Source organism: Lactococcus sp. SK2-659 (assembly GCF_020218185.2).
Taxonomy (GTDB): Bacteria; Bacillota; Bacilli; order Lactobacillales; family Streptococcaceae; genus Lactococcus; species Lactococcus lactis.
Genome location: NZ_JAIWQZ020000001.1, coordinates 1,179,218 through 1,204,297, shown reverse-complemented (window position 1 = coordinate 1,204,297; position 25,080 = coordinate 1,179,218). Strand labels below are relative to the sequence as shown.

Below are 25,080 nucleotides of genomic sequence, written 5' to 3'. Positions count from 1 at the left end.
TCTTAGGCAGGCTCATATCTTAAATAATGGAAATTAAAAATAAAAATGTCTTTGTGACTGGTTCAACACGTGGAATTGGTAAAGCAATTGCACTTCAATTTGCTAAAGCGGGTTCTAATCTAATTATTAATGGTCGTTCAGCAATTTCAGAAGAATTATTAGCTGAATTTACAGCCTATGGGGTTAAAGCAGTTGGTATTTCTGGTGATATTTCAAAATCAGAAGATGCAAAACGAATGGTTGCAGAAGCGATTGAAACTCTTGGTTCAGTAGATATTTTGGTAAATAATGCAGGGATTACTCGTGATGGTTTATCTTTGAAAATGTCAGAAGAAGATTTTGAGTCTGTTCTTAAAATCAACTTGACTGGGGCTTTCAATATGACACAGGCTGTTTTGAAACCGATGACCAGAGCTCGTTCTGGAGCAATTATTAATATCTCATCAGTTGTTGGACTTATGGGAAATGCTGGGCAAGCAAATTATGCCGCTTCAAAAGCAGGACTTATTGGTTTGACAAAATCAATTGCTAGAGAAGTTGCGGCACGAAATGTTCGTGTCAATGCTGTGGCTCCAGGATTTATTGAATCAGATATGACTGAAGTTCTTTCTGATAAAGTTAAAGATGCAATGAAAGGGCAAATTCCAATGAAACGTTTTGGAATGCCTGAAGAAATTGCAACAGCAACTCAATTCTTGGCTGAACAAGAATATATGACTGGACAAGTACTTACCATTGATGGTGGAGTTTCAATGTAAATTATTCATTGATAAATTTTAAAATTAAGAGGATAAAAATATGACAAATAGAGTTGTAATCACTGGTTATGGTGTAGTTAGTGCAATTGGAAATAGCCCAGAAGAATTTTGGAACAATCTTAAAGCTGGCAAAACTGGAATTGGTCCAATCACTCACTTTGATGCTGAAGCAACAGGGATTTCTGTTGCAGCAGAAGTAAAAGAATTTCCATTTGATAAATATTTCCAGAAAAAAGATGCACGACGCATGGATACTTTCTCACTTTATGCGGTTTATGCAGCACTTGATGCAATGGAAATGTCTGGTATTACAGAAGAAAATACTAATTTTGACCGTTTGGGCTGTATCATGGCTTCTGGGATTGGTGGACTTGAACAATCACAAAAAAATTCACAAGCAATTGTCGCTAAAGGCCCTCGTAAAGGGGTAGCACCACTCTACGTTCCACTTGCTATTGCTAATATGGCAACTGGTAACGTTGCTTTACGTACAGGTGCTCGTGGGGTTTCGCGTGCTGAAGTAACGGCTTGTGCGGCTGGTGCTAATTCAATTGGTTCAGCTTTCCGTGAAATCAAACATGGTTATGCTGATGCAATGATTGCTGGTGGTGCTGAAGCGGCTATTTGTGAACTTGGAATTGCAGGTTTTGCTAACTTGACTGCTTTGACTAAAGAAACTGACCCTGAAAAAGCATGTATTCCATTTGATAAAAATCGTTCTGGATTTGTAATGGGTGAAGGTTCTGGTGTATTGATTTTGGAAAGCCTTGAACATGCACAAGCTCGTGGCGCTAATATCTTGGCTGAGATTGTTGGATACGGAAATACAAATGATGCTTTCCATATGACAACTCCTTCAGGAGTGGGTGCTGAAAATGCGATTAAATTGGCTTTGGAAGAAGCTGGTGCAAGTCCAGCTGATGTTGATTACGTTAATGCACACGGAACTTCAACACATGCCAATGAAGAAACTGAAAGCAAAGCAATTCACAATGTAATTGGCGATAAAGCTTATGTTTCATCTACAAAAGCATTGCACGGACATGCACTTGGTGCAACAGGTGCAATTGAGGCAGTGGCAACTGTTCAAGCACTTTTGAATCAATATGCACCAGTAAATGCTGGAACAACTGAACTTGATGAAGGAATGACAATTAATGTTGTTCTTGGTGAAGGTAAACCTGCTGATATTAATCTTGCATTGTCGCAAGACTTTGGTTTCGGTGGACACAATGCTGTATTGGCATTCAAGAAATGGACTGGAGAGTAAATAAAAATGAACATTTCAGAAGTAAAAGATTTGATGAACCAATTCAATGGTTCTACTTTACGTGAATTTTCTTGGAAAAATGCTGATGGTGAATTATCATTTTCTAAAAATGAAGGTCAAGCCCTTGTTGGAGCTCAAAGTACTGCACCTACTGCACCTGCATTTACAGCTCAACAAGCAACGCCAGTTGTAGAAAGTACCGAAGTGCCCGTAGCAAGTGAAGCGGCTGTTGAAGCTGAGGGTGAAGCAGTTACTTCTCCATTAGTGGGTGTGGCCTATCTTAAACCTTCACCAGATAAGGCTGAATTTGCCAAAGTTGGTGATTCAGTTAAAAAAGGTCAAACTTTGCTTATTATTGAAGCAATGAAAGTAATGAATGAAATTCCTGCACCAAAAGATGGAGTTATCACGGAAATTATGGTTTCTGGAGAAGATGTCGTTGAATTTGGTCAAGATTTGATGAGAATCAAATAAAAAAATTACTGACAAAGCTCTGTCAGGTTATCTTTGATGTAAAAGTTACTGACAGCTCTGGTTTAGGTGCCAGAGAATTCACTGACAAGTTCTGTCAGTGAATCTCTAAAAGAAAAGTGAGAATAAATGACTGAAGTAAACATTAATGTAACTGAAATTATGGAGGCTTTGCCTCATCGTTATCCATTTCTATTAGTCGATCGTGTGATTGATATTGCTGATGACGAAATTACAGCAATTAAAAATGTGACGATTAATGAAGAATTTTTCCAAGGACATTTTCCACAATATCCAGTAATGCCAGGGGTTTTGATTATGGAAGCTCTCGCACAAGCGGCTGGTGTTTTAGAATTATCTAAACCTGAAAACAAAGGAAAACTTGTTTTTTATGCGGGAATGGACAATGTTAAGTACAAAAAACAAGTCACTCCCGGAGATCAATTGGTCTTACATGCTAAATTTATCAAACGTCGTGGTCCAATTGCAGTTGTTGAAGCAGAAGCAACTGTTGATGGAAAATTGGCAGCTAAAGGAACTTTGACTTTTGCCTTAGGGCGTTAGTGCTTTAGCACTTAGGCTTCTAGGTCAAGGTGACCTGATATCGAAGATGTCAGGTTGTATCCCGCCTTAGGTAAATAGCTCATCTTCATTTAAAAATAATCATATTTTTTATGATTAAGAAACAAAAATTTATTTTAACCATAAGATTTTTTACTTATGGTAAATTCGGACTTATTTTTATTTATCAAAAAATTGTTTTGTTGGGAATAAATTTCTTTTTTATCATTCCTCTCAAAACACCCATTGAGCAAAAGCTCGGGGTATTTTCCCATATGGAGAACATCTATGTTTAATAAAATTTTGATTGCCAATCGTGGCGAAATTGCTGTAAGAATTATTCGTGCAGCTCGTGAATTAGGAGTGGGTACAGTTGCCATTTATTCAACTGCAGACCGCGATGCTTTACATGTTCATTTAGCTGATGAAGCAATTTGTGTGGGCCCAGCTAGAAGTACTGAGTCTTATCTTAATATGAATAATATTCTGTCAGCTGCTGTGGCAACTGGTGCACAAGCGATTCACCCAGGTTTTGGATTCCTTTCTGAGAATTCAAAATTTGCTCGTCTTTGCGAAGAAATGAATATTAAATTTATCGGTCCGTCAGCAAAAGTTATGGATATGATGGGTGATAAAATCAATGCTCGTGCAGAAATGATTAAAGCTGGTGTTCCTGTAACACCAGGTTCTGAGGGCGAAGTTCATACCACTGATGAAGCAGTAAAAATTGCTGAAGAAATTGGCTATCCAATCATGCTTAAAGCATCAGCTGGTGGTGGTGGTAAAGGAATTCGTAAGGTTAATAATGTTGAGGAACTTGTTCCAGCATTTGAGGCAGCCCAAGCGGAAGCACAAGCAGCTTTTGGTAATGGAGCCATGTTCATCGAACGAATGATTTTCCCAGCGCGTCATATTGAGGTTCAAATCTTAGGAGATAGTCAAGGAAATGTGATTCATCTTGGTGAACGTGATTGTTCATTGCAAAGAAATAATCAAAAAGTTCTTGAAGAATCTCCGTCAGTTGCAATTGGACACACTTTACGAAATGAAATAACAGCTGCGGCTGTTAAAGCTGCTCAGCATGTTTCTTATGAAAATGCGGGAACCATTGAGTTCTTACTTGATGAGTCTTCTGGTAAGTTTTATTTCATGGAAATGAACACACGTGTTCAAGTTGAACATCCGGTCACAGAGTTTGTATCAGGTGTTGATATTGTAAAAGAACAGATTCGTGTAGCCAATGGCAATGAGTTGTCTGTCAAGCAAGAAGATGTGACTTTTAGTGGACATGCGATTGAATGTCGAATTAATGCTGAAAATCCTAAATTTAATTTTGCACCAAGTCCAGGAAAAATTACTAATCTTTTCTTGCCAAGTGGTGGAGTTGGTTTGCGGGTTGATAGCGCTATGTACAGTGGTTACAGCATTCCGCCATATTATGATAGTATGATTGCTAAAGTCATTGTTCATGGTGAAAATCGTTTTGAAGCACTGATGAAAATGCAACGCGCCCTTCTTGAATTTGACGTTGAAGGGGTCATTACAAATGTTGATTTCCAACTAGAATTAATTTCTGACCCACATGTTGTGGCAGGAGATTATGATACAAGCTTCTTAGGAAATGTTTTCTTACCAGAATATCAAAAAGAAGATTAATCAATAGATTAGTGACAGAATTGTCAGATGGCTTACAATTCATCTGTCAGTAAAATTTATAAAAAAATGAGAAAAGGATGCAAAGATGGCTCTTTTCCAAAAGAAAAAATACATTAAAATTAATCCAAATCGTTCCATTATTGAAAAGCAAGCCGAGCAGCCAGAAGTTCCTGATGAACTTTTTGCCAAATGTCCTGCTTGTAAACATACAATTTATCAAAAAGATTTAGGAAAAAATAAAGTTTGTCCTAATTGTGATTACAATTTCCGAATTACAGCCAAAGAACGGTTAGCAATTGTTGCTGACAAAGATTCTTTTGTTGAAATGTTCACTGGAATCGAAAGCAAAAATCCCTTGGATTTTCCAGGTTATCCTGAAAAATTGGCGGCAACAAAAGCACGGACTGGTCTTGATGAGGCAGTTATGACTGGGACGGCCACAATTAAAGGGCAAAAAACGGCTTTGGCAATTATGGATTCGACTTTTATCATGGCTTCAATGGGAACTGTTGTTGGTGAAAAATTGACACGCTTATTTGAATATGCAACTACCGAAAAATTGCCGATTATTGTTTTTACGGCATCAGGTGGTGCAAGAATGCAAGAAGGAATTATGTCATTGATGCAAATGGCCAAAACTTCGGCTGCTGTGAAACGTCATTCAAATGCAGGACTTTTTTATATTACAGTTTTAACTGACCCAACAACTGGAGGAGTGACAGCTTCATTCGCCAGTCTGGGAGATATTATTTTAGCTGAACCCCAATCTTTAATTGGTTTTGCTGGACGTCGTGTCATCGAACAAACCGTCCGTCAAACTTTACCTGATGATTTCCAAAAAGCTGAATTTCTTTTGAATCATGGTTTTGTTGATGCAATTGTTAAGCGGACTGAATTACGCCAAAAATTGGCACTTCTTTTAGAACTTCATACGGAGGTGGAAAATGTCTGAAACAATTGATTCACTGACAGGTGAAGTTTCACAAAAAAATATTGCTGACATTATTAATGAAGCACGAGCGGCTGACAGAATTTCGGCAAGAGATATTATTGACAAAGTTTTCACTGATTTCTTTGAATTACACGGCGACCGTCAGTTAACAGATGATGAAGCGATTGTCGGCGGAATTGCTCGCTTCAATAATCAAGCTGTGACCGTTATTGGAATTCAAAAAGGACGTAACCTTGCTGAAAATTTAGCTACTAATTTTGGACAACCAAGTCCGAATGGCTATCGTAAAGCCTTAAGACTGATGAAGCAAGCTGAAAAGTTTGGGCGTCCAGTCATTACGTTTATCAATACAGCTGGTGCTTATCCAGGAATTGAAGCAGAAGAACGTGGACAAGGTGAAGCAATTGCTAGAAACCTTTTGGAAATGTCTGACCTTAAAGTTCCGATTATTGCTTTCATCACAGGTGAAGGTGGTTCAGGAGGAGCATTAGCTCTTGCACTTGCCAATAAAGTATATATTTTAGAAAATGCTGTTTATTCAGTACTTTCTCCAGAAGGTTTTGCGACGATTCTCTGGAAAGATGGTTCACGTCGTGATGAAGCGGCTGAATTGATGAAAATTACAGCGCCACATCTTTTGGAAATGGGGCTTATCGATGCTGTTATTTCTGAGGAGAATCTGATTGATAACCTCAAGAGACAACTGACAGAATCACTTAGTGAATTGTCATTACTGACAGAAACAGAATTGGCAGAACAACGCTACGAAAGATTTAGAAAATATTAAAAAACGAAGGATGTCCTCCGTTTTTTTTATTTTTCAATTAACAAGATTCACCAATAATTAATTTAGGAATGGGAAAAGCTAGATTCTCACTATTAATTGACTCATTATCCAAGACTTCAAAGAGTAAATGAACTGCTTTTTCGCCAAGTTCAGGAATTTTATGGTCAACAGAAGTAATTCGTGGGATGTGAAAGTCGCTATCTGGGAAATATTCACAAGAAGCGACCCCTTTTAACTGTGGACTAATTGAAAAATCTTTCAACGCCCGGAGTGCACCCTGAGCGACACGGTCATTAATTGCCACAATTCCATCAAAATCAACTTTTGAATTAATTAACCGAGTCACAGCTTCATATCCATCTTTAGCATAAAAATTATTATTAATAATTCTTTTTTCATCAATAGGTAGATAATTTTCAGATAAAATTTCTCGAAAACTATCTGTTCTTTCGTGAGTCATCCATGTGCTGACTGAGCCACCAATGAAAGCTAATTTCTGATAACCTTTTTGAATCATATGAGAAACAAGGAGCTGAGTAGGTGTTCGCTGGTCCCGTTTTAGAGAGAAAATATTGTCTGACAGATGAGTTAAATCACGACCAAGCAGAATAAGAGGGATTTCTTTGGCTAAATTGGTAAGAGCAGCTTGATAGTCAGGATTAATATTGCTTTCATCCAATAATCCTCCTAAAATTAAGACTGCATCAAAATTGTTTTCTTGAATTTGCTTAAAAATACTGACCTCGGTCAGTCTATTTTTTTTGTCCTGAATACGATTTGCAGTTTGAGTGTCAAATAAAGAAAGAGTATAACCTTTGTCAATAAGCTGACTATCAAGCTCAGCAACGAGTTGATTGAAATAAGGATTGGTTATATCTGAAACAAGTATTGCCAGCATATTGGTTTTTTTAGAAACCATCCCCCGTGCTAACATACTTGGGTGATAATTAGTTTCTAAGACAATTTTATCAATTTTTTTCTTTGTTTTTTCGGAAACTTCACTATCATTATTTATCGCTCTGGAAACTGTACTGACAGAAACACCAGCCATTTTGGCAATATCTTTAATCGTTATTTTTTTCATTTATTGACCAATCTTTTTATCACTTTTATTATCTATTCTCTATTATCAATTATTTTATTGGATTAGTCAATTCATTAAAATAAAAACGTTTACAAAAAATCCTTGACATCCTCTTTAAGATGAATTATAATAAATTTATGGAAACGTTACCGAAAATAAAAATTAAAAAAGGGGTTAGCGAGTGGAAGAGAATAAACCGTCAATGATGACCTATATCATGGAAGAACAAGAGGTATTATCCAACATACTAAAAAACTATCCTGATAATTGTCCAGTTATCAAGGGCAATGATTGGTTGGTTTTGGCTACTGGTTCAAGTATTAATGCAGCTTACAGTGCAAAATATTATATTGAAAATATCTTAGACGTTTATTTAAGAATAGAAGAACCATTTAAATTTCATTATTATGAAAAATTAAAAGAAGAAACTGATAACGTTATTGGTATTTCTCAAAGTGGCGAAAGCACTTCAACCATTGATGCTCTAAAAGCGATAGAAAAGATGAAACCTGAGCTTACGATTTATGGATTAACGAGCAAAAGGGAAAGTGAGCTTGCCCAAGTGGTTGATGAAGTGATTGATATTGAAAATGGAATAGAACGTGTTGGCTATGTCACTAAAGGTTTTAGCGCAACGGTCTTTAAATTGATGTTGACTGCTCTAAAAACTGCCAAAGCTAGAGGGCTAATCAGTGACCAAGAAGAAGAAAAAGAATTGACGACTTTTGCAAAAGCGATTGATAAGATTTCTGAAATCATTGAAAAAACAGAAAACTTTTTTGAAAAATGGTCAAATGAGTTGATGAAGGCTCAGCGTTTCACCTCTTTATGTACAGGGGCTCTGATTGGAACTGCGATGGAAATGCAAACAAAATTTTCTGAAACTATTCGCCTTCCTAGTCAAGGAATGGATATTGAAGTTTTTATGCACGGTCCTTATTTTGAAGTTAATTCAAATCATCAACAATTTTATATTGACAGTAATTCGCCAATGAATCAAAGGCTCTTTAACTTAAGAGATTATGAAGAAAAATATGTTGGACAAGTTTATACGATTAGCTTAAATAAAAGTCATGATGACCGTGAACTTGGATTAGAGCTAGAAATTGATGAGTATAAAGCGGGGCTTTTTATGATTATTCCTTTTCAAATTTTGGCACATCACATTGCTGAGATGAAGGGAAATAATTTAGGTCAGAGAATTTATACTGATTTTGGTCTGGCGATGAAGAGTAAAACTAAGGCTGGCGATTACGCTTAGTCAAAATAAAGGGGAAATAATGAAAAAAGAAACGGTCTTAGGGGTGGACCTTGGTGGAACTAAGATTCTCATTGGAGAACTGGACCAAGAAGGAAATATTTTGGAAAGTAAAGTTTATCCTTCAAAGGTGGCTTCTCAAGTTGAAGCTCTTGAACAAATAAAAGAAGTGATTGGCTCATATTTAGAAAATGAAACTTTGCAAGGAGAACTGATAGCCATCAGCATTGATTTAGTGGGACGAGTTGATTCCGAAAAAGGAATTTGGTATGAAATCCACCCAGAAAATGCGAACGAAATTCCCTTAGCAGACGTAATTAGTCAACAATTTAAGTTGCCAGTCGTCATTAATAATGATGTTTCAAGTGCCAGCCTTGCAGAAATGAATTTGGGAATTGGTAAAAAAACAAAGGATTTTATTTATTTGAATATTGGAACTGGAATTGCTGGTCGAGTAATTGCTGCTGGTCAATTGCTAAAAGGTGGACATTTTAATGCTGGAGAAATTGGTCATAGTTTGGTTGGAATAAATAATAATGTAAGATGTGTCTGTGGTCGAATTGATTGTGTGGAAACATTTGCTTCAGGTCTAGGGATGAGTAAAGAAGTCCATCGTTTGAAAAAACAATTTCCAAGTCAATTGAAAATTACCGATCATGAACGTGTAAGTGGAGAAGAGATAATAAATGCTTTTCAAAAAAATGACTCACTAGCCAGCCAAGTCGTTCAACAAGCTACTAAAGGAGTTGCTGAACTTATTATGAATTTGGTCAGAATTTCGGACCCAGAGGCGGTGGTTTTAGGTGGAGGATTGATTAACAATGATTTGTTTTTTAAGTTAGTGATTGAAAAACTCAATGCTAATACAATGCGTTTTGTGACGCAAGGAGTTCGGCAAACAGAAATTGACCCAGCCTTGATTGCTCTAAAAGGTTGTGCGGTTCATGCTTTTCAAAAAAGAGTTGCAAAAGAAGCTAAATAAATTCATTAATAGGAAAATAATGAGGTAAATATGAAAAAGTTTTATCAAGATTTATTGGCAAGTCATAATCTCCACAAGCCCTTAGCTGTCAATAAAGAAGAGAGTTTTGAAAGTGAGAGTCTAAAAAAAGAAAAGATTCTTCAACAAGTTCCGATTTTAGGAGAGTGGGAGCAATTAGGTCGAGGGAATTTTGTCAAAGATAGTTCTTTGATTCATTTAAAAAGTCCGGCACGATTTGAAACTTATCCGGCAGATTGGCCACAAGACGGTGATTATACATCATTTGGAATGATTGGTGCTAAAAGAACTTTTGTAAATGAGAACTGGGAAACTTTTAATCAATTAAAATTAGTGGTGACTAGTCATTGTAAAAATATTATCAATCCAGCAATCACGGTTAGTTTTACTAATGATGGAAAAATAAAAGTTCCAGATAAATATGACCGAGAAGGTCATCATGTCATCAATTTAGAAAATAAACAGACCAGAGAGTATCGATTGGATATAAGTAATCTTTCAAGAGATGCCATAAGTAAACTTGAAATTACATTTAATGCCAATGGTTCTTACATGGATTTACCGGCTGACTGGGATATAGTTGTTGAAAAGATCTTTTTAGAAACTAATCAAGAAAACTCAAATGTAAAAGGTTGGCAGATTTTAAAAAATAATTTAAGTTATTCTCATATTGGATATCCAAAGGAATCGACTAAAACAGTCATTGCTCATAGTGAATTGATAGGTGAAAAATTTCTTCTCATTGATGAAAAAAATTCCGAAGTTATTTATAAAGGACATTTTCAAAAGTTTGATAAGACTGTTGGAACTTATGCGGTTGCAGATTTTTCAGATTACAAAATAAAAGGTCAATATTTTCTACAAGTTGGAGATTTAAAAACAAAAATATTCAAAATTGATGATTATGAAAATTTATTAAAAACTTCTTTATGGAAAAGTTTGAATTTTGTCTTTTGTGAACGCTGTGGTTGTCCTGTTTCTGGCATTCATGGGACTTGTCATCAAGATGTTTTTGCTGAATTTAATGACAGAAAAATTATTTTCAATGGAGGTTGGCATGATGCGGGGGACCTTTCACAGCAACTGGTTCAGTCAGCAGAAGTAACTTTAGGAATTTTCGAATTAGCAGCAAAAGTAAAAAAAGTGACCCAGTCTTACATGCCAGACTTTTAGAAGAGGGAGAATGGGGTTTAGATTTTATTTTTAAAACTAGACTGGGAAATGGCTATCGTGTGACAAGTGCTGGTGTCAGTCGTTGGACGGATAATCAAATTGGTTCAATGGATGATGCTAGAGCGCGCGTGCATAATAGTCCTTATGATAATTTTCTGATTACAGGCATTTTAGCAAAAATATATCTAGCTTTATCAGCAGAAGTTGACTTGAGAGAAAAAATTTCTTCAATTTTAGAAATAGATTACGAAGATGCACTGACAGAATTTGAAAAAGCTCCATTTAAACATGAGCCCATCAGCTGGGAGCATACTTATTCAACCTCTAAAAGTACTTATTTAGCGACTATGATATGGACGGCTGCATTACTTTATCAAATTACTGACAAAGTTGATTATCAGCTTTTTGTTGAGCAAAAGCTTGAAGATTTGTTAGATTGTCAGGAAAATGAGGGGATTTCACTTTTTGACGGAAGTTTACTAAAAGGGATGTTTTACCGGGATGAAGAGAAAAAAGTTTTTCAACATTTCAATCATCAGGCAAGAGAACATCTTTATGCTTATGCTTTGGCAGAAGCACAAAAAATAGTGACTGACAAAAGTCTGTCAGTAAAATTACTAGCTGCTATCAGTAATTATGGTGATTACCTGAAATATCTAATGAACTTCACGGCTCCTTATCCAATGATTGCTAGTGGTATTTATGAAAAAAATGAGTGGCAAGATAAGGAATCTTTCGATAAGCAACATTTACTAGTGGGCCCAGAAGCAAAAATTGAGTTTCAGGAGCAATTGGTGGCGGGCGAGCAAATTGCAGCAAATTATTATATTAAGCGATTTCCAGTTTGGTTCTCATTTAGAGGAAATAATGCAATAGTATTGTCAATGGCTGAAAGTGCTGCTATATTAGGAAAAATATTGGCAGATAAATCACTGACAGAAATCGCCTATCAGCAAATGGAGTGGCTGATAGGAAAAAATCCATTTGGACAATCCATGATGTTTGGTGAGGGACATCAATTTCCTGAAATGTATACCGTATCATCAGGAGAAATAGTTGGCGAAATGCCTGTAGGAGTACAGACCTTTGAGAATGAAGATGCTCCTTATTGGCCTCAGTTTAATAATGCAACCTATAAGGAAGTTTGGGTTGGTTTAGCTGGAAAATGGTTTACTTTAGTATCAAAATTACTTGAAGAGGAAGAATATGAAAAAGTTATCGGTTGAACAATTAAGTCAGCTTGCTGGAAAATTTCAGCAAATCGTTATATTGCAGCGATTCGTGATGCATTTGCTTCTACAATTCCTATTACGATTACCGCCGCAATCTTTGTATTAATCAATAATCTACTATTGGAGAAAACAACAGGTCTATTGAGAGGAATTCCTGGTAGAGATTTTATTTCAAATGTCTGTATTCAGGGCTACAATGGGACTTTAGGGATTTTAGGCTTAATGATAACTTTCCAAATTGGTTATCATTTGGCAAAGACTTATGGTACAGATGGGGCTTTAGAAGGAATTGTGGCCATTGCTTGCTACATTACATTAATTCCAAACTCTGTCAGTGTTTTGAGTGTGGGTGGGAAAACTTTTCAGGCCACAGGAACATTGACCCAAACATACACAAGTGCGACAACAATGCTTTTAGGAATTATTGCGGCTCTAGTGGGTGTGACTTTACTTTGTAAGTTCTCACAAAACCAAAAATTAAAGATTAAAATGCCCGAAAGTGTTCCGTCAGCAATTGAGAATTCATTTAATAAACTGATTCCGGCAATTCTAGTCATAACGATTTTTGCAATTGTTGAAGAAACAATCAGTAGTTTGAGTGGTTCTTCTGTACCAGAACTTATTGTGAAATTCTTGCAAGCCCCTTTAGTTGGTGGTTTCCAATCGCTTCCTGGAATTCTACTCTATGTTTTATTATCAACTTTTGTATTTGTTCTCGGAATTCATGGTGCTTATGTTTTTGGAGCAATTTCTGGCCCTGTTTTATTGACAAGTTTGCAACAAAATATTGATGCAATTCAAGCTGGTCATACAGCACCTAATATTGTTACTCAACCTTTCCTTGATGCCTATGTTTATATGGGTGGCGGCGGGACAATGATTTGTCTTGTGATTGCCCTCTTTATTTTCTCAAAACGTAAAGATGAACGAACAATGGCAGAAATTGGTGGCGTTGCAAGTTTGTTTAATATCAGTGAACCAATGATGTTTGGTTTACCAATTGTGTTTAATCCAGTTTATGCAATTCCGTTTTGTCTGGTTCCTTTGTTATCGACAGTGATCGCCTATTTTGCAACGAGTCTGCATTTTGTTTCACCAACTTATATTTCAATTCCTTGGGTGACTCCTCCTTTGATTTCTGGTTATTTAGCAACTGCTGGTGACATTCGTGGTTCAATTGTGCAATTTATCATTATTGTGCTTGGTGTTTTAGTTTATATGCCATTTGTTGTCTTCTCTAACAAACTGGCGCAAAAAGACACAGGTCTTAAAGAAAATTAGTAATAAAAAGATTAGGGAGAATTATGATTCCACGAATGATTTTTATGGATATTGATGGAACTTTGGTGGATTCAGAGATGAAAATATCAGACTTTGATAAAAGAAGTATTCATCAAGTGATTGACCAGGGGACGCTTGTATATCTTGCTACAGGGAGAAAATATGAGGCAGCAAGAGTTGTTGCAGAAGGTCTGCATCCAGAGGTAAAAGTGATCGCTTCAAACGGTTGCGTTTATGATTGTGACCAGAATTTAATAAAAAATCCATTGAATCTTGAAGCCTTAATTGAAGCATTTGAAATTTGTCAGAGAAAAAATCTTTCCTTATTTTTCTTTGGTTTATCAGAAACTTTTTATAGCAAAGATTTGCCAGATTACTTCAAAAATGAAGATAAAGGAAGATTAGTTTCAGAAGGAGAAAGAGAATTTATCAAAATTTCTAGTCTAAATGATTTACAGAATTTTTCCAATCGAATTATTAATGGAATCATTATTTCCGAGGATAATTTTGAAGTTTTAGCAGAAATAAAACATGAATTGAGAGCCTCAAAAAATTTGTCAGTTTCTTCATCGGCTCTAAATAATCTTGAATTGACTCCCAAATCAGTCACAAAAGCGACAGCTATTTCGGCTTTACAAGATTATTATGCAGTGAATAAAAAAGATACAGTGGCCTTTGGTGATGGAATGAATGACCTTGAAATGTTTGGGCAGGTTCATTATTCGGTGGCGATGGGGAATGCCTCAGAACTTGTTAAAAAAGAAGCAACTTATGAAACTTTGTCTAATCTAGAAAGCGGAATTAGTCATTTTCTTAACTTTTTAAGTAGTCAGTAAATTTCAGGCTATCATAAAAAATATTAAGTCTGCCATAGGATATTCTTATGGCGACTTTTTAACTTTCATGTTATTTTTGTATTAGAGAAAATAAAATAGAAAGAAAAGGGCCAATGACAAGTTTAAAAACGAAAGTAATTCATGGTGGTATTTCAACAGACAAGACAACAGGAGCAGTATCTGTTCCGATTTATCAAACGTCAACTTATAAACAAAACGGACTTGGACAACCTAAAGAATACGAATATTCACGTTCTGGAAATCCAACGCGTCATGCCTTGGAAGAATTAATTGCAGATTTAGAAGGTGGTGTTCAAGGATTTGCATTTAGTTCAGGACTTGCTGGAATTCATGCGGTTCTTTCGCTTTTTTCTGCAGGAGATCATATCATTTTAGCTGATGATGTTTATGGTGGAACTTTCCGTTTGATGGATAAAGTGCTGACAAAGACAGGGATTATTTATGATTTAGTTGATTTGAGTAATCTTGATGACTTGAAAGCAGCTTTTAAGGAAGAAACGAAAGCTGTTTATTTTGAAACTCCATCAAATCCTTTATTAAAAGTTTTGGACATTAAGGAAATTTCAGCAATTGCTAAAGCTCATGATGCCTTAACACTGGTGGATAATACCTTTGCGACACCATATTTACAACAACCAATTGCTTTAGGAGCTGATATTGTTTTGCATTCCGCAACGAAATATTTAGGTGGACATTCAGATGTAGTAGCAGGACTAGTCACAACCAATTCAAAAGAACTCGCTAGCGAAATTGGCTTTTTACAAAATTCAATTGGAGCAGTTCTTGGACCACAAGACAGCTGGTTAGTGCAAAGAGGTATTAAAACACTTGCGCTTCGGATGGAGGCTCATTCGGCAAATGCTCAAAAAATTGCTGAGTTTTTAGAAACTTCTAAAGCCGTCTCAAAAGTTTATTATCCGGGTCTTAATAGCCACCCGGGGCATGAAATTGCTAAAAAACAAATGTCTGCCTTTGGAGGGATGATTTCATTTGAATTAACGGATGAAAATGCCGTCAAAGATTTTGTTGAAAACTTGAGCTATTTTACGTTGGCTGAATCACTAGGTGGCGTTGAATCTTTAATTGAAGTGCCAGCAGTGATGACTCATGCTTCTATTCCAAAAAAACTTCGTGAAGAAATTGGGATTAAGGATGGCCTAATTCGTCTATCAGTAGGGGTTGAAGCAATTGAAGATTTACTGACAGATATCGAAAATGCATTTGAAAAAAAATAATTTTACTGACAGACTTGTAAGCAAAGCTTACGACTCCTTTCTCCCTCGCTTTAACAGCTCACGTTGGTCCTATTGAACTGACAGAAAAACTAGACAGTAGAAATTGAAAGTAATTTACTGACAGAAGTGCATACAATTCATCTATCTCCCGCCTCAAGCGCTCATTTGGTTGACTTGAACTGAAACAAAGCTGTCAGTAATTTAGGAATTAATTATGGTAAAAATTGTTGAAAATATTACTGAATTAGTTGGAAATAGTCCAATTATCAAACTAAAAAATGGTCCAGAAAATGGAGCAGAAATTTATCTAAAACTTGAATATTTTAATCCTGGAGGTTCAGTTAAAGACCGGATTGCTTTACAAATGATTCGGCAAGCCGAAGCAGATGGTCGCTTAAAAAAGGGAGGAACGATTGTTGAACCTACCTCTGGGAACACAGGAATTGGACTTGCCATGGCTGGTGCAGCTTTAGGCTATAATGTGGTTATTATCATGCCTGATAGTTATTCAAAAGAGCGTCGTCAGCTTATTCAAGCTTATGGAGCAGAATTGATTTTGACTCCAGCAGCTGATGGCATCAAAGCTGCCATTGATTTAGGTCAAAAATTAGTTGAAGAAAATGGTTGGTTTATGCCAATGCAATTTGAAAATCCAGCTAATTTAAAAGCCCATGAATTAACGACTGGTCCAGAGATAATTGAAGCATTTGGTGAAAATGGACTGGACGCATTTGTTGCTTGTGCAGGCACTGGGGGGACAATTTCTGGTGTTTCTCACTATCTTAAAAGTCAAAATTCTAAAATCAAAACTTTTGTTGTCGAACCGGCAGAATCACCAATTTTAACAGGAGGTGAGAGCGGCCCACACCGCATTCAAGGAATTGGTATTCCATTTATGTCACCAAATTTAGATACGGAAGCTTATGATGGAGTAATTGATGTGACAAGTGATGATGCTTTAGATACCGCACGAAAAATTGGCAAAAGTGAAGGATTTTTAGTAGGTATATCTTCTGGCGCGGCAATTTGGGCAGCTTATGAATTGGCAAAAAAACTTGGTAAAGGTCAAAAAGTTCTCGCACTTTGTGCTGACAATGGTGAGCGCTATCTTTCAACAGAACTCTATGATTATTAAAACTTGGAATTTTCCAAGTTTTTTTAGTCTTATGAGCAGTTTTCTGTACTTTTTTTGCTACGGATGTTAGAATGAGAATAGATTAAGAAGAGAACAAAGGAGGGGAAATCGTAGATTCGCTTTTGTCAGTCAATGATTGATAAATTTAACTGATTTAGTTTTTCTAACAAATTATCATGAAACTTTCATGATAATTCAAGAAAAATCGCAATTACTAGGAGGATTTAAAATGGCTTTAAATGACAAACTTGATGCAACAAAAGATAAAGTAAGTGGAAAAGTTAAAGAAACCACAGGTAAAGTAACTGGTGATGAAAAACTAGAAGCTAAAGGTAAAACAGAAGGACTTATGGGAAAAGCTAAAGAAGGCTTGGAAAATATTAAAGACAAAGCTTCTGACCTAGCTGAAGATGTTGCAGAAAAATTTAATGATACGGTTGACTCTGTCAAACATAAAAACGAGAAATAATTGAATTTCTCAAAATTAAGCAAAACCTAAGTGATTTAAAACTTAGGTTTTTTCATTTGGAAATAATAAACTTGACTTATATACCCTTGGGGGTATATAATTATTATAAATCAAATAATCAAGAGGTGAAAAATGCAAACAATTGACATAAGTGAATTAGAATTACTGACAGAAAGTGAAAATCCAGTAATTGTAGATGTAAGAGAAGATTTTGAATATAATAGTGGTCATGTTCCTAATGCCAAAAATATTCCATTGAGTCAACTAGAAGAAAGATATGCAGAAATTACTGACGGAACTTATCTCATCTGTCAGTCAGGTGCTCGTTCAGCTAGGGCCTGTCAGTATCTTTCGACAAAAGGAATTGATACTATAAATATTTCAGACGGTACCATTGCTTGGAATGGCCCCTTAGAATTTACTGACAGATTTTAGAGAGAGAACAATGTTTGAATTTTTTAAGAAAATAAAAAGTATCAGTCCAGCAGAAGTAAGTACTGAATTAAAAAAAGGAACACAATTAATTGATGTAAGAGAAGCTCATGAATTTCAAAATGGACATATAAGAGGTGCTCGAAATATCCCTTTAAGTAAATTGAGAGAACATGTTCTAGCCAAAAACAAAAAGTATTTATTAATTTGTCAGTCGGGAATGCGGTCAAAAAAAGCCTACAAAATATTAAACAAAGCTAATTATGATGTGACAAACGTAAATGGAGGAATGCGAGCTTGGAGAGGAAAAATTAAAAAATGACAGAAAAAATATTAATTGTTGGCGGAGTTGCGGGTGGAATGTCAGCTGCAACCCGTTTGCGACGTCTTAACGAAAATGCAGAAATCATCGTTTTTGAAAAAGGCCCTTACGTTTCGTTTGCCAATTGTGGCTTACCTTACTATGTGGGGGGAGAAATTGCAGAGCGAGAAAAGTTAATTGTTCAATCTGCTAAAGCTCTAAAAAACCGTTTTAACTTAGAGGTGCGCGAAAATTCTGAAGTTATTGCGATTGATAGTGAAGGAAAGAAAGTGACTGTAGTTTCAAACGGCGAAAGCTATGTTGAAAGCTATGATAAATTGATTCTTTCACCAGGGGCTAAACCCTTAATTCCACAAATCAAAGGTTTGAACCAAGCGACAAATGTTTTTAGCTTACGAAATATTCCTGATGTGGATAAAATAATGACCTATTTGAAAGCCAAAGCTCCTAAAAGTGCAACAATTATTGGTGCTGGTTTTATCGGCTTAGAAATGGCTGAAAATCTTGCTAAACGAGGGTTAAGTGTCACAATCGTCGAAAAAGCACCACATGTTTTACCAACCATTGATCGCGAAATGGCAGCTTTTGTCAATGAAGAATTAATTAAAAATAATCTTTCAGTAATGACAAATAGAGGAGCTGTCGAATTTAAAAATGATGAAATTTTGCTAGATAATGGTGAAAGTCTGCAATCGGATTTAACGATTCTTTCTGTGGGAATTCAGCCAGAAACGAGTCTAGCTAAAAGTGCGGGCATCAAATTAGGACTAAGAAATGCAATTCTTGTTGACGAACATTATGAAACATCGGTTAAGGATATTTACGCAGTAGGCGATGCCATTGTTGTCAAAAATCAATTAGGGCAGGATGCTTTAATTTCATTGGCTTCTCCAGCTAATCGTCAAGGGCGTCAGGTAGCTGATATCATTAGTGGATTACCAGTTAAAAATCGCGGTTCACTTGGAACGGCCATTGTCCGTGTTTTTGATTTGCAAGTGGCAAGTACAGGCCTTTCTGAGTTTCAGCTTAGAGGCTTAAAGATTAATCATAAAATTGTTCATGTCACAGCAAATAATCATGCGGGATATTATCCAGATGCAACTTCTATTGTTTTGAAATTAATTTTTGAACCAGAAAGTGGACAAATATTTGGTGCGCAAGCAATTGGTAAAGAAGGAGTAGATAAAAGAATTGATATTTTATCTACGGCTATCAAAGCAAAACTAACCGTTTTTGATTTACCAGAATTGGAATTGACCTATGCTCCTCCTTTTGGTTCAGCCAAGGACCCAGTAAATATGGCTGGCTATGCCGCAACAAACCTTCTCTTAGGGCAATCAGAAAATATTCAGTGGCATGAACTTGCAGCTGAATTAGCAAAAGGGAAAGTCTTACTTGATGTGAGAAATACAAATGAATTGGCAAAAGGGAAATTTAAAAATTCTCAAAATATTCCGCTTGATGACTTACGTGAGCGGCTAAATGAACTGGATAAAAAGACTGAATATATTGTTAGCTGCCAGTCAGGACTTCGCTCTTACAATGCAGAACGTATTCTAAAACAAGAGGGCTACAAAGTGAAAAATTTAGATGGTGCCTTTGGATTATACAGCAAAGTTACCAAAGAATTACTTGATTAGGGAGCGAAACAAGAAAAGGATGAGTGATGAAAAAATATGACAAAAAAATGGAAAATCGCTTGAAACGAGCGACAGGACAACTCACAGGAATACTTAAGATGATGGAATCTGGAGAGGAATGTATTGATGTTGTGACTCAATTAACCGCTGTTCGCTCTAGCTTAGATAGCCTGATTGGTCTAATCGTAGCTGAGAATCTCAAAGAACTTTTACTGGACAAAGAAGTGACTGACAAGGAAGAAAAACTCGAACAAGCTATAAAATTAATCATTAAAAAATAGATTTTTCATAGAAAATTGGACCAAAAAATCCCTTTTTAATATGCTATAATAAAATTAAAGTATAAGGAGGATAAGATGTACGATTTTTATTGGTATCCAAAGTGTTCAACTTGTAGAAAAGCTAAAGCAAAGTTAGATGAACTTGGAATAGATTATCAAGCGATTGATTTGAAGGAAACCCCACCGAGTCAAAAAAACTTTGAGAAATGGTTTAAAGAAGCAGATTTTCCCATCAAAAAGTTTTTCAATACAAGTGGTTTAGTTTATCGCGACTTAAATCTTAAAGATAAGCTAGCAACATTATCTGAAAAAGAAATGGCAGAACTTCTTTCGTCAAATGGAATGCTTATCAAACGTCCATTACTAGTAAAAAATGGTCAAGTTCAACAGATTGGTTTTAAAGAATCATCTTATGAAAAAATATAAAAAAATGAGTTGGTTAGACTCATTTTTTTATGTAATAATATTTAAATCTTTGGAGATTCCAAAAAAAAAGCAAAACTTTCAAACGAAAGTATAATTCTTTCTTATGAAGAAAATATATCATATTTTAGAAAATCTGTCAATAAAAAAATGGACATCGTCCATTTTCAATTAGATAGTAGTAACCTTTATTTTTTTCAAATCGAGAATTTTTTGACTTTCTGCGTTGATTGACTTGTCAGTAAAAACTTGGGAAATTTCAGGGAATGAAAAACAGGTGACTGTTCCATTTTGGTTGAATTTAGAAGCATCAGTTAAAATGACAACCTCTTTAGCCGCAGCAGCCATGACATGAATGGCTTCACTACGAGCGAGATCATTACTTCTAAAACCGCGGACGGGGTCAAAACCATCAATACCGATAAATAATTTATCAACGTAAAATTCATCAACCACCTTTTTTATCAGAGGTCCAACGTTGACCTGTGAATTATTTTGATATTCTCCTCCTAATAAAATTACCTTTACCGAGTCGGATTTACGAATATAATTGGCAATAAAAACAGAGTTAGTGATGATAGTGATATTTTTTCGATTAAAGGCTAACTCTTCAGCAAGCAAAGCGCAAGTAGAACCAGATTCAATCATTACTGTATCCCCATCAAGAATATTTTCAGCAGCTTTGACAGCAATTTTTCGCTTTAAATCATAGTTTTTAGCTAAACGGAAATTGATATCATCTGTATTATTAATCAAAGCAAAACCGTGCTGGCGATTAATAATTCCTTTCTCTTCAAGTTTATCAAGGTCTTTTCGAATCGTAACGTTTGAAACATTAAGGAGTTGTGAAAGTTGATTGACTTCAATTTTTTTATAATCACTCACAATGCGAATGATTTCGTCAGAACGGGACATTTAGTAGCCTTTCGTCATCTTTTTTTATATTTTAAGACTACCACAAAAATCTAAAAAAATAAACCTTTTTATTAGAAAACCTTTCGTTCGTAAGTCAATGAAGTAAGTCATACTCATCTCTAGTAATTGCCCAATAGTCTGTAAGAAGAGGATTTTCAAACTTAGGAAAGTAAGAATAAACCTTTCCTAAGTTTTTCATTCCTAACTTCTCCATGACCCGACCAGACTTTGCATTTTCTGTAAAATGTTTAGCTTGAATAACTTTAACTTCTAATTTATCGAAAGAAAGCGCCAAAAGACATTCAGCAGCTTCTGGCATAAGTCCTTTTCCCCAATGGTCTTGATTTAAAATCCAACCCAGTTCGACTGTTTTTTCATTGATAGGATTAAGAAAAATTTCACCAATGAGCTGACCAGAAGTTTTTTCAACAATCCCCCAATGATAGAGGCTGTTCGGCAGAAAAAACTTGGCAATTGTGGCTTTAGTTGTTTCTATAGAATCATGTGGTTCAAAGCTAGTAAAACGAGCAACTTCAGGATTAGAAGCATAGTTAAACATTTCTGGGGCATCCTCAAGTTGTAATTTTCTAAGAATCAAGCGTTCAGTTTCTAAGGTCTGATGCTCTGCTAAAACTAAATTTATATTAACCATAAACATGTTCTCCTCAACTATTTTTACTCAATTATAGTCTCTATTTGTTTTATTGACAATAAAAAAGAACCTTTAAGGTTCTTTTATTTTAGAGTTCAAATTCTAAGAGAATGGGGACGTGGTCTAAACGTTCACCAGAATCAAGGGGTTCAGAAACTTTAACTGCTTGGGCAAGACGATTGGAAACCAGCCAGTAGTCAATTCTCCAACCTGAATTATTTAGTTTTGAAGTTTTGGCACGTTGGGCAAACCAAGTATAAATACTACGTCCTTCTTCATAAAATTTCTCAACCTGACCATGGAGTTGACGAAATGTATCAGTGAATCCAGACTCTAAAAGTTGACCAAATTTTTCACGTTCTTGGTCTGTAAATCCAGCTGAGTTGTGATTACCATGGGGATTGGCTAAGTCAATTTCTGTATAGGCCGCATTGAAATCTCCACAAGCAAAGACAGGTTTTTGAGCATCAAGGCTTGTGAGATAGTCACGATAGTTATCATCCCAAATTCCACGTAAATCAAGTCGTGTCAGGCCTTCTTGCGCATTTGGTGTATAAACCGTAGTGACAAAGAAGTCAGGAAATTCAAGGGTGATGATTCGACCTTCGGCATCCATAGGTTCAGGAGCATCAATTTCAGGAAAAGTGATGACTGGTTCTGGTAGAGTTTCTTTATAAAGAATCATTGTTCCAGAATATCCTTTTCGAGCAGGTTCTACTGATGAACGCCAGACGATTTTATAACCTTTAAACAGATTTTCCAAAACTTCCAAATGAGCTTTTTTAGGTCCAGTAGAAGGAAGTTTGGTTTCTTGAATGGCTAAAACGTCTGGTTGTGCTTGAGCGAGATTTTTAACAACAGCAAGAGAAAGGGCAGCACGTTCTGAGGTTCCAGTTAATGCAGCATTAAGTGAGTCAATATTCCATGAGATAAATTTATAGTTCATAATCGTTCCTTTATTTTTTAAAAGAATTTCCAAAGAGCTGTGACTTAAAGGAATTCTTAACTTTTCTATGATAATTATAACAAACTTAATCAGACAATGCGATTTTAGAGGTTTTTTGGTATAATATTTAGATGAGAATCTTCTCAAATATCGAGCCTCATTTGCTCGGAAAGAGGAAAATATGACAGAAAACAAAACTTTTTACATTACAACCCCAATTTATTATCCATCAGGTAAGTTGCATCTTGGTAGTTCTTACACAACTATTGCTTGTGACGTGCTTGCTCGTTACAAACGTTTGATGGGCTTTGATACTTTTTATTTAACAGGGCTTGATGAACACGGAATGAAAATTCAACGAAAAGCCGAAGAATTGGGAATGACTCCTAAAGAATACTTGGACCCAATGGCGGCTGATGTTCAAGAATTATGGAAAAAATTGGATATTTCTTATGATAAATTTATCCGTACTACAGACACTTATCATGAGGAAGCCGTAGCGAAGGCTTTTGAACAGTTATTGGAACAAGATGATATTTATTTGGGAAAATATGCGGGTTGGTATTCTGTTTCTGATGAAGAGTTTTTCACTGAAACACAACTTGAAGAAATTTTCCGAGATGAATCTGGAAATATTACTGGTGGCATTGCACCTTCTGGTCATGAAGTGGAATGGGTTGAAGAAGAAACTTATTTCTTCCGCATGGGAAAATATGCTGACTGGCTTTTACAATATTATGATGAACATCCAGATTTTATTCAACCTGAGGTTCGTAAAAATGAAATGGTCAATAATTTCATCAAGCCAGGTCTAGAAGATTTGGCTTTGACACGGACAAGTTTTACTTGGGGAATTCCTGTCCCTTCTAATCCTAAGCATGTGGTCTACGTGTGGTTTGATGCTTTATTGAACTATATTACAGCGCTCGGCTATAATTCTGACAATGACAGTAATTTTAAAAAATACTGGCCTGGAATTAATATGGTTGGTAAAGAAATTGTTCGTTTCCATACGATTTACTGGCCAATTATGCTTCATGCTCTAGGTTTACCTGCTCCTAAAAAGATTTTCGGACATGGATGGCTCTTGATGAAAGACGGAAAAATGTCTAAATCAAAAGGAAATGTTGTTTATCCTGAGATGTTGATTGAACGTTATGGCCTTGATGCGGTTCGTTATTATTTGATGCGTGCGATTTCTTTTGGACAAGATGGAATTTTCACTCCAGAAGACTTTGTTGGACGTATTAATTTTGATTTGGCCAATGATTTGGGGAATTTGTTGAATCGTACTGTTTCAATGATTAACAAATATAATGACGGAAAAATCGAAGCAACTGGAGTTTCGACTGAATTTGATGCAAGTTTGGAAGAAGTGGTTGAAGAATCAATCAGTCATTTCCATAAAGCAATGGATAAATTTGAATTCAACGTAGCTTTGGCTGATGTTTGGACATTGATTTCAAGAACAAATAAATATATTGATGAAACAGCACCTTGGGTCCTTGCAAAATCAGAAGATGACAAAGCAAAATTGAATAATGTTTTGTATCATTTGGCAGAAAATTTACGGATTGCAGGTGCACTTTTACAACCCTTTATGCGTGCAACATCAGGTAAAATCTTTGAGCAATTGGGAATGGATGAAAGATCATTTTCACTTGAAAATCTTTCTTTTGGCTATTCATTTACTCATCCTGTAGTAGCAAAAGGTCAACCTATTTTCCCACGTCTTGATGTGGAAGAAGAGGTTGCTTATATTAAATTACAAATGGCTGGTGGCTCAGCGGACTCCGCTGAGGTGGCAGATGAATGGGTCCCTGAAGAAGTTGAATTGAATTTAACTTTACCACAAATTAAATTTGATGATTTTGAAAAAATTGAACTAAAGGTTGCCGAAGTGCTTGAAGTAGAACCTGTTGAAGGTTCTGATAAATTGTTGAGATTTAAATTGGATGCTGGTGATTCTGAACCACGTCAAATCTTGTCAGGAATTGCACAATTCTATCCAAATGAACAAGAATTAGTAGGTAAAAAATTACAAATCGTAGCCAATTTGAAACCACGTAAAATGATGAAAAAATACGTTTCACAAGGAATGATTTTGTCAGCCGAATTTGATGGAAAATTGCGTGTCTTGACCGTTGATGATGATGTTCCTGCTGGTTCATTGATTGGGTAAAATTAATTAGACAATAAAAAATGTGAAAGATTTGTTATCTTTCACGTTTTTTTACGTATAGTATATCAGGAGAGAAAGCTCTTAGTGTTCACTTGGTTTCATGCGCCC

At 35.8% G+C, this 25,080-nt stretch carries 26 protein-coding genes; 22 read left to right on the top strand and 4 right to left on the bottom strand.

Annotation, left to right across the window (positions count from 1 at the left end):
* The first annotated feature begins 26 nt into the window (after positions 1 to 26).
* The 7 genes from fabG (at position 27) to accA (ending at position 6,455) form a co-directional block, all read left to right on the top strand.
* The gene (fabG, locus tag LDP15_RS05640) at positions 27 to 758 is read left to right on the top strand and encodes a 3-oxoacyl-[acyl-carrier-protein] reductase (protein ID WP_015426088.1); all 732 of its coding nucleotides are present in this window, start codon (positions 27 to 29) and stop codon (positions 756 to 758) included.
* Positions 759 to 798: 40 nt separating this feature from the next.
* Complete coding sequence (fabF, locus tag LDP15_RS05635; protein ID WP_011835565.1) at positions 799 to 2,028, top strand: beta-ketoacyl-ACP synthase II; 1,230 nt, start codon at positions 799 to 801, stop codon at positions 2,026 to 2,028.
* 6 nt (positions 2,029 to 2,034) lie between these two features.
* On the top strand, positions 2,035 to 2,502 hold the full coding sequence (gene accB / locus LDP15_RS05630) for an acetyl-CoA carboxylase biotin carboxyl carrier protein (protein ID WP_015426089.1): 468 nt from the start codon (positions 2,035 to 2,037) through the stop codon (positions 2,500 to 2,502).
* Between the two features lie 126 nt (positions 2,503 to 2,628).
* Positions 2,629 to 3,063: a 3-hydroxyacyl-ACP dehydratase FabZ gene (gene fabZ, locus LDP15_RS05625; RefSeq protein WP_015426090.1), complete on the top strand. Its 435-nt coding sequence runs from the start codon at positions 2,629 to 2,631 to the stop codon at positions 3,061 to 3,063.
* Between the two features lie 285 nt (positions 3,064 to 3,348).
* Positions 3,349 to 4,716 carry an acetyl-CoA carboxylase biotin carboxylase subunit gene (accC, locus tag LDP15_RS05620; protein ID WP_003132515.1) on the top strand — a complete coding sequence of 456 codons (1,368 nt, stop codon included), beginning with the start codon at positions 3,349 to 3,351 and terminating at the stop codon, positions 4,714 to 4,716.
* 85 nt (positions 4,717 to 4,801) lie between these two features.
* On the top strand, positions 4,802 to 5,668 hold the full coding sequence (accD, locus tag LDP15_RS05615; protein WP_003132516.1) for an acetyl-CoA carboxylase, carboxyltransferase subunit beta: 867 nt from the start codon (positions 4,802 to 4,804) through the stop codon (positions 5,666 to 5,668).
* On the top strand, positions 5,661 to 6,455 hold the full coding sequence (accA, locus tag LDP15_RS05610; RefSeq protein ID WP_015426091.1) for an acetyl-CoA carboxylase carboxyl transferase subunit alpha: 795 nt from the start codon (positions 5,661 to 5,663) through the stop codon (positions 6,453 to 6,455). Before accD ends, accA begins: the two co-directional genes overlap by 8 nt.
* 37 nt (positions 6,456 to 6,492) lie before the next feature.
* Here accA and LDP15_RS05605 read toward each other — a convergent pair whose 3' ends face one another.
* On the bottom strand, positions 6,493 to 7,539 hold the full coding sequence (locus LDP15_RS05605) for a LacI family DNA-binding transcriptional regulator (protein WP_015426092.1): 1,047 nt from the start codon (positions 7,537 to 7,539) through the stop codon (positions 6,493 to 6,495).
* Positions 7,540 to 7,720: 181 nt separating this feature from the next.
* Here LDP15_RS05605 and LDP15_RS05600 point away from each other — a divergent pair, with 181 nt between their 5' ends.
* The 14 genes from LDP15_RS05600 (at position 7,721) to LDP15_RS05535 (ending at position 20,280) form a co-directional block, all read left to right on the top strand.
* On the top strand, positions 7,721 to 8,800 hold the full coding sequence (locus tag LDP15_RS05600; protein WP_015426093.1) for an SIS domain-containing protein: 1,080 nt from the start codon (positions 7,721 to 7,723) through the stop codon (positions 8,798 to 8,800).
* Positions 8,801 to 8,819: 19 nt separating this feature from the next.
* Positions 8,820 to 9,779 carry an ROK family protein gene (locus LDP15_RS05595; protein WP_015426094.1) on the top strand — a complete coding sequence of 320 codons (960 nt, stop codon included), beginning with the start codon at positions 8,820 to 8,822 and terminating at the stop codon, positions 9,777 to 9,779.
* Positions 9,780 to 9,809: 30 nt separating this feature from the next.
* Positions 9,810 to 10,970 (top strand): glycoside hydrolase family 9 protein, encoded by a 1,161-nt coding sequence (locus tag LDP15_RS05590; RefSeq protein ID WP_225513326.1) that lies wholly within the window; start codon positions 9,810 to 9,812, stop codon positions 10,968 to 10,970.
* 59 nt (positions 10,971 to 11,029) lie between these two features.
* On the top strand, positions 11,030 to 12,196 hold the full coding sequence (locus tag LDP15_RS05585) for a glycoside hydrolase family 9 protein (protein ID WP_225513325.1): 1,167 nt from the start codon (positions 11,030 to 11,032) through the stop codon (positions 12,194 to 12,196).
* Between the two features lie 3 nt (positions 12,197 to 12,199).
* A complete protein-coding gene (locus LDP15_RS05580; RefSeq protein WP_225513344.1) occupies positions 12,200 to 13,483 on the top strand; it encodes a PTS transporter subunit EIIC in 1,284 nt (427 codons plus the stop codon).
* Between the two features lie 23 nt (positions 13,484 to 13,506).
* Positions 13,507 to 14,319, top strand: coding sequence for a Cof-type HAD-IIB family hydrolase (locus LDP15_RS05575; RefSeq protein ID WP_015426097.1), 813 nt, complete (start codon positions 13,507 to 13,509; stop codon positions 14,317 to 14,319).
* Positions 14,320 to 14,432: 113 nt separating this feature from the next.
* Entirely contained in the window at positions 14,433 to 15,575 is a 1,143-nt protein-coding gene (locus LDP15_RS05570; protein ID WP_015426098.1) for a cystathionine gamma-synthase, read from the top strand.
* A gap of 214 nt (positions 15,576 to 15,789) precedes the next feature.
* Positions 15,790 to 16,710 carry a cysteine synthase A gene (cysK, locus tag LDP15_RS05565; RefSeq protein WP_015426099.1) on the top strand — a complete coding sequence of 307 codons (921 nt, stop codon included), beginning with the start codon at positions 15,790 to 15,792 and terminating at the stop codon, positions 16,708 to 16,710.
* A gap of 229 nt (positions 16,711 to 16,939) precedes the next feature.
* A complete protein-coding gene (locus LDP15_RS05560) occupies positions 16,940 to 17,179 on the top strand; it encodes a CsbD family protein (protein WP_003132523.1) in 240 nt (79 codons plus the stop codon).
* A gap of 132 nt (positions 17,180 to 17,311) precedes the next feature.
* Entirely contained in the window at positions 17,312 to 17,614 is a 303-nt protein-coding gene (locus LDP15_RS05555; protein WP_015426101.1) for a rhodanese-like domain-containing protein, read from the top strand.
* 10 nt (positions 17,615 to 17,624) lie between these two features.
* Positions 17,625 to 17,933: a rhodanese-like domain-containing protein gene (locus LDP15_RS05550; RefSeq protein WP_015426102.1), complete on the top strand. Its 309-nt coding sequence runs from the start codon at positions 17,625 to 17,627 to the stop codon at positions 17,931 to 17,933.
* Entirely contained in the window at positions 17,930 to 19,573 is a 1,644-nt protein-coding gene (locus LDP15_RS05545; RefSeq protein WP_136122545.1) for an FAD-dependent oxidoreductase, read from the top strand. Before LDP15_RS05550 ends, LDP15_RS05545 begins: the two co-directional genes overlap by 4 nt.
* 26 nt (positions 19,574 to 19,599) lie before the next feature.
* The gene (locus LDP15_RS05540; RefSeq protein WP_011835555.1) at positions 19,600 to 19,854 is read left to right on the top strand and encodes a metal-sensitive transcriptional regulator; all 255 of its coding nucleotides are present in this window, start codon (positions 19,600 to 19,602) and stop codon (positions 19,852 to 19,854) included.
* Between the two features lie 75 nt (positions 19,855 to 19,929).
* On the top strand, positions 19,930 to 20,280 hold the full coding sequence (locus LDP15_RS05535) for an arsenate reductase family protein (RefSeq protein ID WP_003132532.1): 351 nt from the start codon (positions 19,930 to 19,932) through the stop codon (positions 20,278 to 20,280).
* Between the two features lie 168 nt (positions 20,281 to 20,448).
* Here the strand turns inward: LDP15_RS05535 and LDP15_RS05530 are convergent, their stop codons facing one another.
* From LDP15_RS05530 to LDP15_RS05520, 3 genes are all read right to left on the bottom strand, one after another.
* Positions 20,449 to 21,192, bottom strand: a complete 744-nt coding sequence (locus LDP15_RS05530) for a DeoR/GlpR family DNA-binding transcription regulator (RefSeq protein WP_015426105.1) — start codon at positions 21,190 to 21,192, stop codon at positions 20,449 to 20,451.
* Positions 21,193 to 21,286: 94 nt separating this feature from the next.
* On the bottom strand, positions 21,287 to 21,850 hold the full coding sequence (locus LDP15_RS05525; protein WP_015426106.1) for a GNAT family N-acetyltransferase: 564 nt from the start codon (positions 21,848 to 21,850) through the stop codon (positions 21,287 to 21,289).
* 82 nt (positions 21,851 to 21,932) lie between these two features.
* Positions 21,933 to 22,790: an exodeoxyribonuclease III gene (locus LDP15_RS05520; RefSeq protein ID WP_225513324.1), complete on the bottom strand. Its 858-nt coding sequence runs from the start codon at positions 22,788 to 22,790 to the stop codon at positions 21,933 to 21,935.
* A 181-nt stretch (positions 22,791 to 22,971) separates the two neighbouring features.
* On the opposite strand from LDP15_RS05520, the gene metG reads away from it, so the two are divergent.
* Positions 22,972 to 24,972: a methionine--tRNA ligase gene (metG, locus tag LDP15_RS05515; protein WP_015426108.1), complete on the top strand. Its 2,001-nt coding sequence runs from the start codon at positions 22,972 to 22,974 to the stop codon at positions 24,970 to 24,972.
* Positions 24,973 to 25,080: the final 108 nt, after the last annotated feature.

What these genes read in the sequence shown, in the direction of transcription:
- fabG (WP_015426088.1), top strand. Translation starts at nt 27, where the DNA reads ATGGAAATTAAAAATAAAAATGTCTTTGTGACTGGTTCAACACGTGGA.
- fabF (WP_011835565.1), top strand. Translation starts at nt 799, where the DNA reads ATGACAAATAGAGTTGTAATCACTGGTTATGGTGTAGTTAGTGCAATT.
- accB (WP_015426089.1), top strand. Translation starts at nt 2,035, where the DNA reads ATGAACATTTCAGAAGTAAAAGATTTGATGAACCAATTCAATGGTTCT.
- fabZ (WP_015426090.1), top strand. Translation starts at nt 2,629, where the DNA reads ATGACTGAAGTAAACATTAATGTAACTGAAATTATGGAGGCTTTGCCT.
- accC (WP_003132515.1), top strand. Translation starts at nt 3,349, where the DNA reads ATGTTTAATAAAATTTTGATTGCCAATCGTGGCGAAATTGCTGTAAGA.
- accD (WP_003132516.1), top strand. Translation starts at nt 4,802, where the DNA reads ATGGCTCTTTTCCAAAAGAAAAAATACATTAAAATTAATCCAAATCGT.
- accA (WP_015426091.1), top strand. Translation starts at nt 5,661, where the DNA reads ATGTCTGAAACAATTGATTCACTGACAGGTGAAGTTTCACAAAAAAAT.
- LDP15_RS05605 (WP_015426092.1), bottom strand. Translation starts at nt 7,539, where the DNA reads ATGAAAAAAATAACGATTAAAGATATTGCCAAAATGGCTGGTGTTTCT.
- LDP15_RS05595 (WP_015426094.1), top strand. Translation starts at nt 8,820, where the DNA reads ATGAAAAAAGAAACGGTCTTAGGGGTGGACCTTGGTGGAACTAAGATT.
- LDP15_RS05590 (WP_225513326.1), top strand. Translation starts at nt 9,810, where the DNA reads ATGAAAAAGTTTTATCAAGATTTATTGGCAAGTCATAATCTCCACAAG.
- LDP15_RS05575 (WP_015426097.1), top strand. Translation starts at nt 13,507, where the DNA reads ATGATTCCACGAATGATTTTTATGGATATTGATGGAACTTTGGTGGAT.
- LDP15_RS05570 (WP_015426098.1), top strand. Translation starts at nt 14,433, where the DNA reads ATGACAAGTTTAAAAACGAAAGTAATTCATGGTGGTATTTCAACAGAC.
- cysK (WP_015426099.1), top strand. Translation starts at nt 15,790, where the DNA reads ATGGTAAAAATTGTTGAAAATATTACTGAATTAGTTGGAAATAGTCCA.
- LDP15_RS05560 (WP_003132523.1), top strand. Translation starts at nt 16,940, where the DNA reads ATGGCTTTAAATGACAAACTTGATGCAACAAAAGATAAAGTAAGTGGA.
- LDP15_RS05555 (WP_015426101.1), top strand. Translation starts at nt 17,312, where the DNA reads ATGCAAACAATTGACATAAGTGAATTAGAATTACTGACAGAAAGTGAA.
- LDP15_RS05550 (WP_015426102.1), top strand. Translation starts at nt 17,625, where the DNA reads ATGTTTGAATTTTTTAAGAAAATAAAAAGTATCAGTCCAGCAGAAGTA.
- LDP15_RS05545 (WP_136122545.1), top strand. Translation starts at nt 17,930, where the DNA reads ATGACAGAAAAAATATTAATTGTTGGCGGAGTTGCGGGTGGAATGTCA.
- LDP15_RS05540 (WP_011835555.1), top strand. Translation starts at nt 19,600, where the DNA reads ATGAAAAAATATGACAAAAAAATGGAAAATCGCTTGAAACGAGCGACA.
- LDP15_RS05535 (WP_003132532.1), top strand. Translation starts at nt 19,930, where the DNA reads ATGTACGATTTTTATTGGTATCCAAAGTGTTCAACTTGTAGAAAAGCT.
- LDP15_RS05530 (WP_015426105.1), bottom strand. Translation starts at nt 21,192, where the DNA reads ATGTCCCGTTCTGACGAAATCATTCGCATTGTGAGTGATTATAAAAAA.
- LDP15_RS05525 (WP_015426106.1), bottom strand. Translation starts at nt 21,850, where the DNA reads ATGTTTATGGTTAATATAAATTTAGTTTTAGCAGAGCATCAGACCTTA.
- LDP15_RS05520 (WP_225513324.1), bottom strand. Translation starts at nt 22,790, where the DNA reads ATGAACTATAAATTTATCTCATGGAATATTGACTCACTTAATGCTGCA.
- metG (WP_015426108.1), top strand. Translation starts at nt 22,972, where the DNA reads ATGACAGAAAACAAAACTTTTTACATTACAACCCCAATTTATTATCCA.